Annotated in this window: 16 protein-coding genes and 1 other RNA gene; 5 read left to right on the forward strand and 12 right to left on the reverse strand. The window is 60.8% G+C overall.

Translation table 11 applies throughout. From position 1 onward, the window contains the following. Window positions 1-13: 13 nt before the first annotated feature. The 3 genes from accB to ACESMZ_RS03440 form a co-directional block, all read right to left on the reverse strand. Entirely contained in the window at window positions 14-469 is a 456-nt protein-coding gene (accB, locus tag ACESMZ_RS03430; protein ID WP_372957000.1) for an acetyl-CoA carboxylase biotin carboxyl carrier protein, read from the reverse strand. Between the two features lie 25 nt (window positions 470-494). Continuing rightward, the gene (aroQ, locus tag ACESMZ_RS03435; protein WP_372957001.1) at window positions 495-938 is read right to left on the reverse strand and encodes a type II 3-dehydroquinate dehydratase; all 444 of its coding nucleotides are present in this window, start codon (window positions 936-938) and stop codon (window positions 495-497) included. 249 nt (window positions 939-1187) lie between these two features. Further along, window positions 1188-2810, reverse strand: a complete 1623-nt coding sequence (locus tag ACESMZ_RS03440; protein WP_372957002.1) for a diguanylate cyclase — start codon at window positions 2808-2810, stop codon at window positions 1188-1190. A gap of 246 nt (window positions 2811-3056) precedes the next feature. On the opposite strand from ACESMZ_RS03440, the gene ACESMZ_RS03445 reads away from it, so the two are divergent. Together ACESMZ_RS03445 and ACESMZ_RS03450 are read left to right on the forward strand one after the other, a co-directional pair. Next, complete coding sequence (locus ACESMZ_RS03445; RefSeq protein WP_372957003.1) at window positions 3057-5081, forward strand: EAL domain-containing protein; 2025 nt, start codon at window positions 3057-3059, stop codon at window positions 5079-5081. A 108-nt stretch (window positions 5082-5189) separates the two neighbouring features. After that, window positions 5190-6251: a DUF2333 family protein gene (locus tag ACESMZ_RS03450; RefSeq protein WP_372957004.1), complete on the forward strand. Its 1062-nt coding sequence runs from the start codon at window positions 5190-5192 to the stop codon at window positions 6249-6251. 64 nt (window positions 6252-6315) lie between these two features. On the opposite strand, the gene ppa is transcribed toward ACESMZ_RS03450, so the two are convergent. Beyond that, complete coding sequence (gene ppa, locus ACESMZ_RS03455; protein WP_372957005.1) at window positions 6316-6846, reverse strand: inorganic diphosphatase; 531 nt, start codon at window positions 6844-6846, stop codon at window positions 6316-6318. Window positions 6847-6961: 115 nt separating this feature from the next. After that, the gene (rpiA, locus tag ACESMZ_RS03460; protein WP_372957006.1) at window positions 6962-7642 is read right to left on the reverse strand and encodes a ribose-5-phosphate isomerase RpiA; all 681 of its coding nucleotides are present in this window, start codon (window positions 7640-7642) and stop codon (window positions 6962-6964) included. A gap of 187 nt (window positions 7643-7829) precedes the next feature. Between rpiA and ilvA the strand changes: the two genes are divergently transcribed. Further along, entirely contained in the window at window positions 7830-9359 is a 1530-nt protein-coding gene (gene ilvA, locus ACESMZ_RS03465; protein ID WP_372972212.1) for a threonine ammonia-lyase, biosynthetic, read from the forward strand. A 238-nt stretch (window positions 9360-9597) separates the two neighbouring features. Further along, window positions 9598-9765 (forward strand): hypothetical protein, encoded by a 168-nt coding sequence (locus ACESMZ_RS03470; RefSeq protein ID WP_372957008.1) that lies wholly within the window; start codon window positions 9598-9600, stop codon window positions 9763-9765. Window positions 9766-9779: 14 nt separating this feature from the next. Here the strand turns inward: ACESMZ_RS03470 and ACESMZ_RS03475 are convergent, their stop codons facing one another. From ACESMZ_RS03475 to ACESMZ_RS03500, 6 genes are all read right to left on the reverse strand, one after another. Further along, window positions 9780-10412: a 5-formyltetrahydrofolate cyclo-ligase gene (locus ACESMZ_RS03475; protein WP_372957009.1), complete on the reverse strand. Its 633-nt coding sequence runs from the start codon at window positions 10410-10412 to the stop codon at window positions 9780-9782. A 24-nt stretch (window positions 10413-10436) separates the two neighbouring features. Continuing rightward, a non-coding RNA gene (gene ssrS, locus ACESMZ_RS03480) (6S RNA) lies at window positions 10437-10617 on the reverse strand. A gap of 48 nt (window positions 10618-10665) precedes the next feature. Further along, window positions 10666-10995 carry a cell division protein ZapA gene (locus ACESMZ_RS03485; protein WP_372957010.1) on the reverse strand — a complete coding sequence of 110 codons (330 nt, stop codon included), beginning with the start codon at window positions 10993-10995 and terminating at the stop codon, window positions 10666-10668. Further along, complete coding sequence (locus tag ACESMZ_RS03490) at window positions 10995-11201, reverse strand: TIGR02449 family protein (RefSeq protein WP_372957011.1); 207 nt, start codon at window positions 11199-11201, stop codon at window positions 10995-10997. The genes ACESMZ_RS03485 and ACESMZ_RS03490 overlap by 1 nt, the downstream gene beginning before the upstream one ends. Before the next feature lie 187 nt (window positions 11202-11388). Then, entirely contained in the window at window positions 11389-12657 is a 1269-nt protein-coding gene (locus ACESMZ_RS03495; protein WP_372957012.1) for an ABC transporter permease, read from the reverse strand. Beyond that, window positions 12654-13328 (reverse strand): ATP-binding cassette domain-containing protein, encoded by a 675-nt coding sequence (locus tag ACESMZ_RS03500; RefSeq protein WP_372957013.1) that lies wholly within the window; start codon window positions 13326-13328, stop codon window positions 12654-12656. The genes ACESMZ_RS03495 and ACESMZ_RS03500 overlap by 4 nt, the downstream gene beginning before the upstream one ends. 126 nt (window positions 13329-13454) lie before the next feature. Here ACESMZ_RS03500 and ACESMZ_RS03505 point away from each other — a divergent pair, with 126 nt between their 5' ends. Beyond that, entirely contained in the window at window positions 13455-13991 is a 537-nt protein-coding gene (locus ACESMZ_RS03505; RefSeq protein WP_372957014.1) for a DUF3299 domain-containing protein, read from the forward strand. Window positions 13992-14022: 31 nt separating this feature from the next. On the opposite strand, the gene ACESMZ_RS03510 is transcribed toward ACESMZ_RS03505, so the two are convergent. Then, on the reverse strand, window positions 14023-14586 hold the full coding sequence (locus ACESMZ_RS03510; RefSeq protein WP_372957015.1) for a ZrgA family zinc uptake protein: 564 nt from the start codon (window positions 14584-14586) through the stop codon (window positions 14023-14025). Window positions 14587-14653 lie beyond the last annotated feature (67 nt).

Below are 14653 nucleotides of genomic sequence, written 5' to 3' on the forward strand. Positions count from 1 at the left end.
TGTCACCTGTTGCTCAGGAAATGATAACCAGCGGCTGGTCGAACTCGACCGGCTGACCGTTCTCCACCAGGATCTCGGTGACCGTACCGCTCTTGTCGGCTTCAATCTGGTTCATCATCTTCATGGCTTCGACGATACAGATAACCTCGCCGGCCTTGACCGTCTGGCCCACTTCCACAAAGGAGGGGGCGCTGGGGGACGGGGCCCGGTAGAAGGTGCCTACCATGGGAGATTTGACAGCATGACCGGAGGGCACTTCCGGCTCGGCCGGGGCCGCAGTCTCGGCAGCCGGTGCCGGGGCGGACGCCTGGGGCTGGGGTGCGTGCATGGGCTGGGGGGCGTAGGTGACGCTGGGCTGTTCGCGGCGCCGGGAGATGCGAACTGAGTCGTCCCCTTCCTGAATCTCCAGCTCCTCGACGTCGGATTCCTCAAGGAGTTCGATCAGCTTCTTGATTTTGCGAATGTCCATGGTAGTTCAGTCCCGTCTATCGGTGTCAGTTTGAGTTGATTCTTCGCAGGGCCGCCTGGAGGGCCAGGTCATAGCCGTGGCTGCCCAGGCCGCAGATAACGCCATCGGCGATATCGGAAAACCAGGAGTGGTGGCGGAAGGGTTCCCGGGCGTGCACGTTGGACAAATGCACTTCTATAAAGGGAACACCGGATGCCAGCACTGCATCCCGCAGGGCCACGCTGGTGTGGGTGAATGCCGCCGGGTTGATGATCAGATAGTCGATGCCCTCGGATCGGGCCTCGTGCAGGCGCTCGATCAGTTCGTACTCGGCGTTGGACTGCAGGTGCAGCAGGTGATGGCCCTGATCGGCCGCTGCACTGTGCAGGCGGTCGTTGATGTCCTGAAGGGTTTCATGGCCGTAGACGTCTGGCTCGCGGACGCCGAGCATGTTCAGGTTCGGTCCGTGGAGGACGAGGATAGTGGCCATGACGCATCGTGCCTTGCTGGGTTTCTGTGAAAATAGCGTATTTTAACGGATTTTGCGCCCATGATGCGTTTTGAAAGCCGCCGGTTCAACAGTTTTTAACAAACGACCGTATGAATTCGTGGTGCAGTTCAGAGTTTGTCGCATCGGATGGCAATTCTCGACGTTTGCGGCTGTTCCGTCCATAAGACCATGGTTTCATGGACGGAATGCGGAAGTTTCAGATTGCTGCCTGTTTTGGCGATAGAGGTGTCAGGCGGACGGGTCTTCGGTGCCGATGACGCAGTTGCGTCCGGCGTTCTTGGCCCGGTACAGGGCCTGGTCGGCCCGCTCGCACATGGCCGAGGCCGGCTCGCCCTGCCAGCGGGCCACGCCGCAGCTGAAGGTGACGTGGAATTCCCGGTCACCGGCGTTCTGGGTAAGCTCGGCGAAGCGCTCGCGGATATCGTTGAGTACCGCCCGGGCGTCGCTTTCCCGTGTATCCGGCAGAATCACTGCGAACTCCTCTCCGCCGTAGCGACCGATATGGTCTGTCTTGCGCAGCCGCTGTTTGAGGAACATGGACAGTGCCCGCAGGATACGGTCACCGATCGGGTGACCGAAGGTATCGTTCACCTTCTTGAAATAGTCCACGTCGATCATGGCGAAACACAGTGGCTGACCTTTCTGGCTGGCACGCACCATCTCCTGCTCCAGCAGGTACAGGGTATGGGTGTGGTTGAACAGGCCGGTGAGGCTGTCGCGGATCATCAGTGCCAGCAGGGAGCGGGCCCGGCGGCCCCGGTTGTGGATGGTGGCCACCAGGTGTTTCGGATCAATGGGTTTGGTGAGGAAATCATCACCCCCCAGGCTCATGGCGTGTAGCTGCTTCTGCACATCATCTTCTGCAGACAGGTAAATGATAGGCACGCTGTGGAACCGGTCCTGTTGCCGGATGACCCGGGCGATCTCCATGCCGGTGCAGCCGGGCATGTACATGTCGAGGATGATGATCTCCGGATTGAACTCATCCAGGGCCATAATGATCTGCATCGGATCGGTAATGATATGGGCCTTCATTCCCGCCTTGTTCAGCACCGTCTCCATGAACTTGGCCTGGGCCCGGGAGTCGTCCAGAACCAGTACCCGGTAAGGCTCGATGGCACTGTTGTGGGTATAGGTCTCGATTTTCTCGATCAGCTGTCCGGGGTCCACCGCCGGGTGGAAGAACTCCTCGCCACCGCAGCGTGAGGCGCGCAGGCGGGTCTCGATGGTGCCGTCGTCCTCGCTGACAAAGATGATGGGTATCGGCGTTTCATGGCGCTGCTGCAGGGTTTCCACCGTGCTCATGCCCGTGTCGGCCCCACCGCCGAAGCGAATGTCCATCAGGATGGTTTCCGGTTTGTGCAGGGCGCAGGCGTCCATCAGCTCCGCGGCAGAGGCAAAGGCCTCGGCGCGGAAGCCGAAAAACTCCAGCTGCCGTACCAGTCGCGTCGCCAGTTCATGGCTGGCCAGGGCAATATAGACCGGGGTCTTGCGGTAGACCCGGGGAGGCTCGGCGCTCTGGCGGTCAGCCTTGCGCTGGGTGCTCTGTTCCAGGGAGATAATCGCTTCCCGCAGGGCTTCCAGGGCTGGCTGGCCAGGGGCTTCGCCCTGGGGCCAGTGAGGCAAGGCAGCCAGGATACCCCTGCCGGCGTCCACGTAGGTGGTCATCTCGAACCGGCTGGCATAGCGTGCGAGCTTGTCGGCGGCGGCTTCCAGGTCTCCGCGGAAAGGAGCAGCGTCCTGTGGATCGGCGTGGATCTTCTGCCAGGTATCCAGGACCACCCGGGCCTGGTTGGTGACGCGGCGGGCAAAATGCTGGCGCAGTTTTTCTTTCTGGGACTCGTCAGTCATGTTTCCGGTAGGTCCTGTCCTGTTTTTATCAGCGCATTGGAACCGGTGTCCGGCACCCGGGGGAAGCCAGGCCGGTTCCAGTCTGCCTTTCATCGTGGATTGCAGGATGACTTTGTTGCTGCAGTCTATAGTGTTTGTAACAGAAGGCGCAGGCGGCGAACTGTAAATCTTTGTGAACCTGAGACATGGGCACGTTTCGGTGCGTCACGCCGGCCCGACACACTCCAGAACAAGGGTGAGGCACGGATGCGGCAGAGACAGAACAACGCCGGCACCAGCCGGGTTATCACATTGCGGACCCTGTTGCTGATCTTCACGGGTGCCCTGGTGCTGTTGCTGCTGATGGCCAGTATGCTGATCAGCTTTGACCGCTTTCGCAGCTATGTGGCAGAGGAACTGGAAGGTCGCACCCGCGACGCGGCAACGGCCGTGGGTCTGTCCCTTTCCAATGCGATTGATGCCGGTGATGAAGTGGCAGTGGCATCACTGATTGATTCGGTCTTCGACAGCGGCGACTACCTGGTCATCGAGTTTATTGACCATGACGATCGCATGGTCGCAGGGCGTGTCCGTTCCCTCGCCGACCTCGGCGTGCCGGGCTGGTTCGTGGCCATGGTGGATCTGCCCAGGCCTGTGGGGACAGCATCGGTGATGCAGGGCTGGCGCTGGCTGGGCCAGGTGCGGGTGGTCGGACACCCGGGTAACGCCTATCGCGACCTGTGGTGGGTCACTGTGTGGCTTACCCTGGCTTCCGTGCTTATTGGTGTGATTGCCATTATTGCCCTGTATCTGTTGCTCGGACGTTTGCTCCGGCCACTGCGGGCACTGGAGCAACAGGCCGAAGCCATCGGCCGACGGGACTTCCGTCGTCGTACCGGAGTGCGGTCGACCCGGGAGCTGAACCAGGTCACCCGGGCCATGAACCAGATGACCGACGACCTTGAGCAGCTGTTCTCTGGCCAGGCTGCCCTGATCGCCCACCTGCGCAAGCTCAACAATGAGGATGCCCTGACCGGCCTGGCCAGCCGCAATGCCTTTGACCAGCAACTGGCAGTGGAAGTGGTCAGCGAGGAGGGGCGCCGCCCCGGGGCATTGATACTGCTGCAGGTCAGTCGCTTTGCGGACTTTAACCAGTACGCCGGCCGGCTGGAGGCGGACTCCCTGCTGGTTCGTCTGGCGGAAGAGCTGCAGGGCTTTGTGAGCCGGCACGCAGGGAGTTTCGCCGGGCGGCGCAGCGGGGCTGAGTTTGCGGTGTTTGTTCCCGGTGGGGCCCCTGCCGATGCGCAGATCTGGGGACGGGAGCTGGTGGATGATATGCAGTCCATCTGCGCCGAGTTTGCCGGCAAGGACGCCGACCCCGTGGCCGATATGGTGGTCCATGCCGGGGTTGCCGGTGTCACCGACGGCCTCTCGGTACGGAGCCTGTTCGAGGCTGCTGACGGTGCCCTGCGGCGTGCCCAGCTCGAGGGTGTCAGCAATTGCGAGCTGGCCGACAGCGGTGCCGATGTCCATCATGGCGCCGAAGACTGGCGCCGGCTTCTTGAGCACGCTCTGGACCAGCAGAATCTATGGCTCTGGGAGCAGCCTGTGGTGGGGGCGGACGACACCACGGTGCTTTACCATCAGGTGCTCTCACGGCTGCTGGTTGAACGCACCTGGGTAAGGGGTAATGTGTACGCCCCGCTTGCAGAACGGTTTGGCCTGATGGCGCGGCTCGACCTCATGGTGCTGGAACGCACCCTGAAGCGTCTGCGGGATGAGCCCATGGTTACACTGGGCATGTCCCTGGGGACCTCCTCCGTGGTTTCCCCCGGGTTTGCCGAGCAGGCGCTGGAACTGGCGCGGGAGGCTGGCGTGGATATGCAGCGCTTGTGGATCGGCTTTCCGGAGCAGGCGCTTCACTATCATCGGCGCCAGACCCAGGCGCTGGTGGTGCAGTTGCGCCGTACCGGTGCCCGGCTGCTGGTCGACCGTTTCGGGGTGGGGGGTATTCCCTTCAGCTACCTCAGGAATCTGTCGATCCAGGCGCTTCGTATTGACACCAGCTTTGTACACGGCATTGACCGGCAGGACGACAACCGTTTCTATCTCGAATCCATGATCACCATCGCCCATGGTCGCGGCGTGCAGGTGCTGGCGTCCGGGGTGGAAACGGAGGCCGAATGGCGTACCCTGAAGTCCGCTGGTGTGGACGGGGCCGCCGGTTATCACCTGGGCCGGCCCGGGCCCGTGGGTGACCCTCCGGTGGGTGGGGGCGACGCCACTGATTGAGTCCGGGCAGGGACGAGGGTGGCTAACTATCTGCCGGCATTGCAAAAACCTGACAAATCATTCATCTTTGAGCCCGGGCTTCTGGTTCATCGGCACAGGACAGTGACTATGTTAAACCGACTCAAATCCCTCTTTTCCGGCAGCGGATCAGGTTTTCAGGGCTCATCTGCGGCGGCGGGCAGGGGGCGCTCCATCGGCAAGATCGTGGCCATCGTTGTGGTGGTTTACCTGCTCGTCACCATCATTCTGGGCATGATCTGGAGCAGCGAGCCGGACACCTTCTCGGTCCGGGAGCACACCCGCACGGTTGCCAGCGAAATGGGTCGGGAGCCGGTAACCGGTTTTGCCACTGCGGCCACCATGATCCGCGTGGCCGAAACCCTGCTGGAAAAACCCGGTGGCTATATTTCCAACGATATCTTCCCGCCCGGTCTGTGGATGGACAACATGCCGGCATGGGAATACGGTGTGCTGGTGCAGTTGCGGGACCTCTCCCGGGCCATGCGGCAGAATATCAGCCGGTCCCAGAGCCAGTCGTCGGAAGACCCGGACCTGACCGTTGCCGAGCCGCAGTTTCACTTCGACAGCGAAAGCTGGGCGTTGCCTTCCACAGAAGGTGAGTACCGTCGTGGTATCCGCGCCCTGGAAAGCTACCTGAACCGGCTGTCTGACCCTGAGCGGCCGCAAGCCCAGTTCTATGCCCGTGCCGACAATCTCAACAACTGGCTGGCAGATCTGGAAACCCGTCTGGGCAGCCTGTCACGGACACTGAGTGAAAGCGTCGGCAAACCTGAAGTCACCGAAGCGCTGGCTGGCATCCAGGATATTGACCCGTTGGAGGAAGAAGAACCCACCAGTGATGTGAAAACTCCCTGGATGGAGATCGACGACGTCTTCTACGAGGCACGCGGGACCTCATGGGCCCTGTTGCATATCTTCCGGGCTATCGAGGTGGATTTCCGCAAGGTGCTGGCGGACAAGAATGCTCAGGCGAGCGTTCGGCAGGTTATAATCGAGCTGGAAGAGTCCCAGGCACAAATGTGGAGCCCCGTTATCCTCAACGGTAGCGGCTTCGGCATACTCGCGAACCACTCACTTACCATGGCCGCTTACCTGGCCCGGGCCAATTCCGCCGTTTCCGACTTGCGACAGCTGCTGTCCCAGGGCTGATCCCTGCCGTTTACCCACAAAAAACCGGGCCTCTCGAAGCCCGGTTTTTTGTCCCAGGACGGAATTACTTGCCCTGGTAGTTGGCCACGGATTCCTCGATGGCCTTGCGGGCGGCTTCCGCGTTGTCCCAGTTCTGAACCTTGACCCACTTGCCAGGCTCGAGGGTCTTGTAGTTCTCGAAAAAGTGCTGGATCTGGTCCCGCAGCAACTGGGGTACATCGTCGATATCCTTGACGTCGGTGTACGCCTTGGTGAGCTTGTCATGGGGTACCGCCACCAGCTTGGCATCGCCACCGGCCTCGTCTTCCATGTTCAGCACGCCGACCGGGCGGCAGCGGATGACAGAACCGGGCTGAACCGGGTAGGGGGTGATAACCAGCACATCCAGGGGGTCGCCATCGTCCGCCAGGGTGTGGGGGATAAAGCCGTAGTTGGCCGGGTAGAACATCGGGGCGGTCATGAAGCGGTCCACCATGACAGCGCCCATGTCCTTGTCGATCTCGTATTTCACCGGGGAACTGTTGGCCGGAATCTCAATGGCCACGTAGATGTCTTCGGGCGGGTTCTTGCCGGCGGGGATATGATCAAAGTTCATGTCGGATCCTTCTCTGCGAAATTGGGATGTTCAGACTGCGGTGAAAAAGTGCGCGACATTATACGGGCATCGGGGCGCAACCGAAACACAACCAAGGTCGGGAGGCTGCGATGTCTCAGACACCGTCGCGCTTGATGGTCTTCACCCCGTCCGGGGAGCCCAGCAGCAGCACGTCGGCCGGGCGCCGGGCAAACAGGCCGTTGGTGACGACGCCGACGATCTGGTTCAGCCGTTCTTCAGCATCAATGGGACGGGACAGATCCATGTTGTGGATATCGATAATGATATTGCCATTGTCGGTGGTGACGCCCTCCCGGTAGACCGGGTCGCCGCCGAGCCTTACGATCTGGCGGCCTACATGGCTACGGGCCATGGGGATGACCTCCACCGGCAATGGAAAGGCACCCAGGATATCCACCCGCTTGGATTCATCAGCAATACATATGAAGGTCCTGGCAACCGCTGCAACAATCTTCTCCCGGGTAAGGGCCGCACCGCCGCCCTTGATCAGCTCCAGGTTGTCGTTGGTCTCGTCGGCACCATCAACGTAGAACTCCAGCTCGCTCACAGTGTTGAGGTCGTAAACCGGAATGCCGTGCTGTCTGAGGCGCTCAGCGGTAGCCTCGGAGCTGGCCACGGCGCCGTCAAAATCGTTGCGGACCTCGGCCAGGTAATCAATGAAGAAGTTGGCGGTACTGCCGGTGCCCACGCCGATCACGCTGTCCCGGTCCAGCCTTGGTGCGACATAGTCCAGGGCAGCCCGGGCCACCGCTTGCTTGAGTTCATCCTGTGTCATGCCTGGTCTCCGGTTGGTGGCAAATGTCTGAGTTGGAGCAGCGCCGGGGCAGGCGCAGGGACGCTATTATAGCCCTGCGAAGCTGCCGGGTTATAGACGCGGGTGGTGCAAACTTCCTACACTGTACGTTTGCCCCGACGCCGGGGCCGCCTATTTACGCCTCCCAACTGACCGGACAGAACGCACCATGCCGCAACGCTACATCAAAAAGATTCTTGATGCGCGGGTTTACGATGTGGCCATCGAATCCCCGCTGACCGAAGCCCGCAGTCTCAGCAAGCGTCTGGGCAACCAGATTCTGCTCAAGCGTGAGGATCTGCAACCGGTATTCTCCTTCAAGATTCGTGGTGCCTATAACCGGATTGCACAGCTGTCCGACGCCCAGAAAGCCAAGGGCGTTATCTGCGCCTCGGCTGGCAACCATGCCCAGGGCGTGGCGCTGGCGGCTAAAAAACTGGGTATAAAGGCCGTGATTGTCATGCCGCAGACCACGCCGGACATCAAGGTAAAGTCAGTGCGGGACCGGGGTGCAAAGGTGGTACTCAGGGGCGACGCCTTTGACGAGGCCGCGGCCCACGCCCAGGAACTGATTGCCAAGCACGGCTATACCTACATCCCCCCCTATGACGATCCGGATGTCATCGCCGGCCAGGGTACGGTGGCAATGGAGATGATGTGGCAGTTCTCCCATAACCTCCATGCGGTCTTCATCCCGGTGGGCGGCGGTGGGCTGATTGCCGGCATGGCGGCCTACATCAAGTATCTGCGCCCCGAAATCAAGGTGATCGGCGTGGAGCCGGACGATTCCAACTGTCTGCAGGCTGCACTTGCCGCCGGCGAACGGGTGATACTCGATGAAGTAGGCATCTTTGCCGACGGCGTGGCGGTGAAACAGATTGGCGAGGCGCCCTGGGAGATCTGCAAGGATAATGTGGACGAGGTGATCACCGTGTCTACCGATGAGATCTGCGCGGCCATCAAGGATATCTTCGAGGATACCCGCTCCATCAGTGAGCCTGCCGGAGCCCTGTCTGTGGCGGGCATCAAGAAGTACGTGGAGCGGGAGCAGCTCGAAGGCGAGAACCTGGCCGGTATCCTGAGTGGCGCCAACATGAACTTTGATCGCCTGCGTTACATTTCCGAACGCACTGAGGTGGGGGAGAAACGTGAGGCTATCCTGGCGGTTACCATTCCCGAGCGCCCCGGAGCCTTCAAGACCTTCATCAATGCCCTGCACAAGCGCAGCATCACCGAGTTCAATTACCGGTATTCCGATGCCGAAGCCGCCCGCATCTTTGTGGGTATCCAGGTGCAGGCCGGTGGTCACGGTCGGGAAGAGCTGGTCCAGAGCCTGCGGGAAGACGGTTATCAGGTGGTGGACCTGACCGACAGTGACCTGGCCAAGCAGCACATTCGCCACATGGTGGGTGGCCACGCTCCCAGGGTGGACAACGAGAAGGTATTCCAGTTCGAGTTTCCGGAACGCCCCGGTGCCCTGCTGAAATTCCTGATGTCGCTGGGCACCCGGTGGAATATCTCCATGTTCCACTACCGCAACCATGGCGCCGCCTACAGCAGGGTGCTGATGGGGGCCCAGGTGCGGGAGGGCGAACTGGAGGATTTCGAGGCGATGCTGGACCGGGTCGGGTTCCGTTATACCAATGAGACGGATAACGAGGCTTACCGCCTGTTTCTGGGTGCGGGCAACGGCCATTAACCGTTGTTTAGTCGCGCCTGGAGCTGGGTGAAACGGACTGGTTACTTTTTGCAATAACCTGTGCTGCAACATTTACAAACTGTAATTTATAAAAATTGTAAAATTCAGGATACGTGTTACTCTTTTGTCAATTCTCGGAGTTGTCGGCAGGCGCCTGTTTTTGCGGAGAAAGCAGGCGTTTAAAACAACAAGAACAGTCGCTGGATTGGGCGGTTAGCTCATTAGTGGAGGAGTGGCAATGAGGCGTAAGCCGGACATGATTCGTACGGTGGTTCTGTTATTCGTGATAGGACTGGCGGCGACCGGGCTGACGTCTTTCGAGGTTTCCGACGAGAAACCCCGGGCCATCCCCGCTGAAATCAGCGCCCAGGGCCAGTGGCTCAACGGTAAGCGCAGCGAAGGCTGATTACCTCACGCTTTTTATCCGGTCCTGTAGATCCTGCGGTCTGTCACCACCGCATCCAGTGGTATATCCCAGGGTTCCACCGGTAGTCTCTCCACCTTTTGCAGTTCGTGTGCCAGCCCGATCAGGGCGGGTCGCAGCCTTGGGCGTATCCGCGTGAACGCAAAGGTGCGGTCGTAGAAGCCGCCCCCCATCCCCAGGCGACCACCTTCCTCATCAAACCCCACCAGGGGCATAAGAACCACATCCAGCGACCAGGCCGGGCGAATTCGGCGGCAATGGAAGACCGGCTCAGGTATGCCAAAGCGATTGGGTGTCATGGGCGTGCCGGCATCGTAGCGGCAGAAGGTCAACTGGCCGGAATGGATGGGGTGCAGAACCGGCAGGTAAAAGTGCATGCCTCGGCGCTGGCTTTGGGCCATGAACAGGCCAGGGTCTATTTCGCCATCGTTGGGCAGGTGCAGGGCGATGTGCCGGGCACTCATTACCCTGGGGTGCTTGCGCAAGGTGTTGGCCAGGCCAATGGCGGCCTCTTTCTGCTGCTGCGGGTTCAGTTCCCGGCGAGTCTGGCGCAGATGCCTGCGCAGGGCCTTGCGGTCCCGGGCGGTGTCTGGTTCGAAATCTGAGAGATTCTGGAAGGTGTGTGTCACGTCAACGGCAGGGTTGAATGAAATAAGCTTCCCGGGCTGCCGTTATCGGATGTGGCCCTTGAACCCAGAGTTCAAGGTGGTGGCCGCTGTGACATATTAGGCTTTCCCCTTCGCGGGGGACTTGCTCACAATGCCCTGAAGTAGCCACCTGGGTGTTGCGCATCGGCTCGAGGACGTATCCGACCAGCGAACAGCCCAGGAAGTTGACCTCATTATACGGGTACAGGCCGGGGCGGATGCAACCGTTTACGGTTTAATTTCTGTTATCCGGGTTATTGGCAGAATCTGTTGCAGACGGGCTCCCGCCCAGGGCGCTGTCCAGCTTCTCCTCCATGGACCTGAGCAGTTCGTCGGCGGCGCCGGACATGCTGGAATCTTCCAGCAGCTCGTGGGTGATGTTGAGAGCGGCCATCACGGCGATACGCTCGGTGCCCAGAACCTTCCCGGTGGTGCGAATTTCCCGCATCTTGCTGTCCAGGTGGCGGGCAGCCCGGCGCAGGGCGTCCTGCTGGTCTTCGGGGCAGGCGACCAGGTAGTCCTTGTCGAGAATGCTGACTTCAACCGTGGTAGGGGACTTCGACATCAGTGATGCTCCAGGGCCCGAAGGCGGCCAATCATGGCTTCTATGCGGTTCTTGGCCAGGTCATTGCGCTGGATAAGCTGCGCCCGTTCCCGGTTCCATTCATCCTGAAGCTCACGCATGGCTGCGTTATCCTGCTCCAGCTTGCGACAGCGCTCAATAAGGCGGTCCAGCTTGTCCGCCATGGCCTGCAAATCTGACTGTTCCATAGACATTCCGCTACGTGAGGGGGCATTTGTACACCGGTGGCCCCTTTCGGTCTGGCACTTCGTTCACTGGCGCTTTCACACCATACTCGCTCAACTATAAGTGGGCTATGGAAACGGGTCAATTTGCCAGTCTGTCATCTTGCTGTGACGCCCGTCGCAACCCTGGTCAGGAGTTGCTGGCCGCCGGTCAGCCGGCGCCCCAGCCAGAAGGCCGGTTGCCGAGTCGCCAGGCCTTCAGGGCCGGTACGGTACCGACCAGTAGTCCTGCCAGGGGCACGGAGAGCAGCAGCAGGCTCTCCACCCCGGTGAGTGCTCTCAGGTTGATGGCCAGACCGAAGCTGTCCAGAAGCCAGGGTGCGACAGCCAGCAGCATCAGGTACCAGAGTCCGGTGGCCAGCACCGTGGCGGTGACGGCAAGTCCGGTACACTCCAGCAGGTAAAGGCTGGCAATGAGGGAAGGGGAAGCCCCATTGGCCCTCAGTACAGCGATTTCCTGGTGGCGATGGGTCTGCAGGGTCAGCAATACGGTTACCAGGCCGGCCAGGCTGATGGCCACCACGAAGGCAGTGATGCCCAGCAGAAGCAGCTCGAACTGCCCCAGTACCTGCCATAGCTGGGCCAGTGCAACTCCAGGCAGAATGGCGGACAAGGGCTCCCCGGCATACTGGTTGATATCTCTCTGCACCTGGAAAGTGAGAATCTGTCGCTTGATTCCGGCCAGCGCGGCGGTAATGGTTTCAGGCGTCAGTTCCCGGTCGCGTGCGGCGTCTGCTGAGAGGGTGCGACCGGGGGCGGGTACACCGGCCTCCCACCCGATATGGATGGCCTCCAGCCCCTCAAGGCTTACGTACACGCCCCGGTCCACGGGGGTTCCGGTCGGGGCAAGTACACCGCTTACCCGGAAAGGGTGCTGATCATGTTTCACGAAGCTGGTGCGGCCGCCCCCGTGAGACAGTACGATCTCGTCTCCGGTCCGGTGATCCAGGGTACGCGCCACCTGGGAACCCAGCACCACATCGAAGACGTCGCTGAACCACCGGCCTTTCGCCAGTTGCAACGGCTGGTCGTCTCCGTACTGGTAGTGCTCGAGGAAGCGACTGTCCGTGCCCACCACGCGATGGCCCCGGTAACTGTCCCCCAGAGACAGGGGGATTAACCAGTCGATCCGTTCATCTCCCTCCAGTTCCTCGAACGAGTTCCAGTCCAGATTGTTTGTGGCGTGCCCGATATGGAACACGCTATACAGCAGCAGGTTCAGCTCGCCGCTGCGGGCGCCGATAATCAGGTCGGTGCCTGAGACCGCGCTATTGAAAGACTGGCGCACCTCCGTGCGAAGGTACTGGACCCCTAACAGCAGGGACACGCTGAGGGTCAGGGTCAGGGTGACCAGCAGCAGTATGCGACGGCGATGCCAGAGGCTGGCCGTGGCCAGTGACAGGGCCAGGGATAGCTTCATGGGTTCACCTCCACGTCTGTCAGCAACTCCAGGTGGTTGCTGAAGTGGCTGGCCAGGGCCGGGTCGTGACTGACGAACACAACACTGGATCCGGTACGGGCGGCCTGCTCGAGCAACAGCGCCACGAACCGGTCCCGGTTTTCCACATCCAGGGCCGAGGTGGGCTCATCGGCCAGGATCAGTGGCGGCGCGCCGATCAGTGCCCGGGCTGCGGCTACCCGTTGTTGCTGGCCGGTGCTCAGTTCAGGAGCCTTGCGGGTGAGGGTTTCTGCGGGAAGCCCGAGCGCTGTCATCAGCTGGCGGGCTGCAGTTGCCGGATCACCGGCCTGTTGCCGGCGGCGTCCTGACAGCCGGCAGGGCAAGGTGACGTTGTCGAGGGCGGACAGGTAGGGCACCAGGTTAAACTGCTGGAAGATGACACCGGTGCGGTCGGCCCTCAGCCGGTCCCTGGCTCCGCCGGACAGTCGGGTCAGGTCCTGGCCATGAACCTGGATAGTGCCGAGGGTGGCCCGGTTCAGGCCGCTCAAAAGGCTCAGCAGGGTGGTCTTGCCGCTGCCACTGGGTCCGTGAATGAACAGATGCTCGCCGGCCGGCAGCGAGATGTCCGGAAACCCGAGCCGACCGGGTTGTCCGGGCCACTGCCAGCAAAGATTAGTGGTGTTGATGATCATCGGTGTCGGGAACCTGTTTTCCGTTCAATGGTCATGGGAAGCACAATGCCGCCGTGGCATGATACCCCGGCTGGCTGGCCGTTGAGATGGCCCGGTCTGTTTTTCGTTAATGGCAGGAGATTTTTCATGCAGAGGTCTTTCATAAGCGTCGCGCTGGCCTGGGTTGCGGCCCTGGTACTGTTGGCCGGTACGGGAGCGGCCCACGCCGAGTGGCGGGAACTGGACTGGCTCGAGCTTATGCCCGAGGAGGACCTGCGGCTGCTGGAGAGCCTGCCGGAAATCGAGCATGAGGGCGATGGCCCGGTGGAGCTCCCGGACGAGATCATGACCGGTAGGGTGGTGCCCGAGATGGACGGCGTTGAGGCCCGCATCCCCGGTTTCGTCGTGCCCCTCAAAACCGTGGGCAGTGAGCAGCGCATTGTCGAATTCTTCCTGGTGCCCTATTACGGCGCCTGTATTCATGTGCCACCCCCGCCGCCGAACCAGATTATCCATGTCACCTACAAGCCCGGTTTCACCCTTGGCGCGCTTTACGAACCTGTCTGGATTCAGGGCACCCTGAAGACCGAGTCTGTGGAAAATGACATTGCCGCGGCTTCCTACACACTGGTCAGCGAGAAGGTGGAGATGTACGAAATGGAAGACGCGGACAGCATGTTATAGGCCGGTTCTGTTCTGGACCGGCTCTTGCGAGCTATCGTGACAGTGTGAGAGCGGTTTCCCCCGCGTCCAGTTCGCTGTGCCCCTGACCGTTTGGTGTTATCCAGTCCACTGACAGGCTGTCAATGCCGGGGAAGCGCTCCATCAGCGGTACTGTCAGGGTGCCCGACAGCTCACTGCCGCAGTTGAGCCGCTGGGTGACTTCGAAGTCACTGTGACCGTTCTCTTTCGGGCTATCGCCGTGGTCGTGATCATGGTCGTGCCCGTGGTCATGGCCCGTTCCCCCCATCTGGTGAATGCTGCCGGCACTGACCGTGCAGTCATTAGCTGGCGTCTGGATCAGCGCATTGGTTTCCAGCCATTGATGGGCTTCGTGTCTGACCTTCTCCTGCTCAGGCCCCCGGGGCGCGTGTTCGAATCCGAGCAGGTTGGCAGCCGGTGAGCGCAGGATCAGCTCGGCGGTATTGTCTTCAATAGCCACCTGCAACTGGGCTGCTCCGTGGACATGGGCGCTCTGGCCATCCTGGCCGAAGCCGGTAACCGGCAGCAGTAGGGCGGCAACCGTGAAGGTGAAGTTTCTGGCGGTGGAAATACCCATGGAATCTGTCTCAAGTTGGAATGTTATAACATAATTTACTGATGCCTGAAGGCAGGTCAAGGAATTT

This window comes from Marinobacter sp. (genome assembly GCF_041690615.1).
Taxonomy (GTDB): Bacteria; Pseudomonadota; Gammaproteobacteria; order Pseudomonadales; family Oleiphilaceae; genus Marinobacter.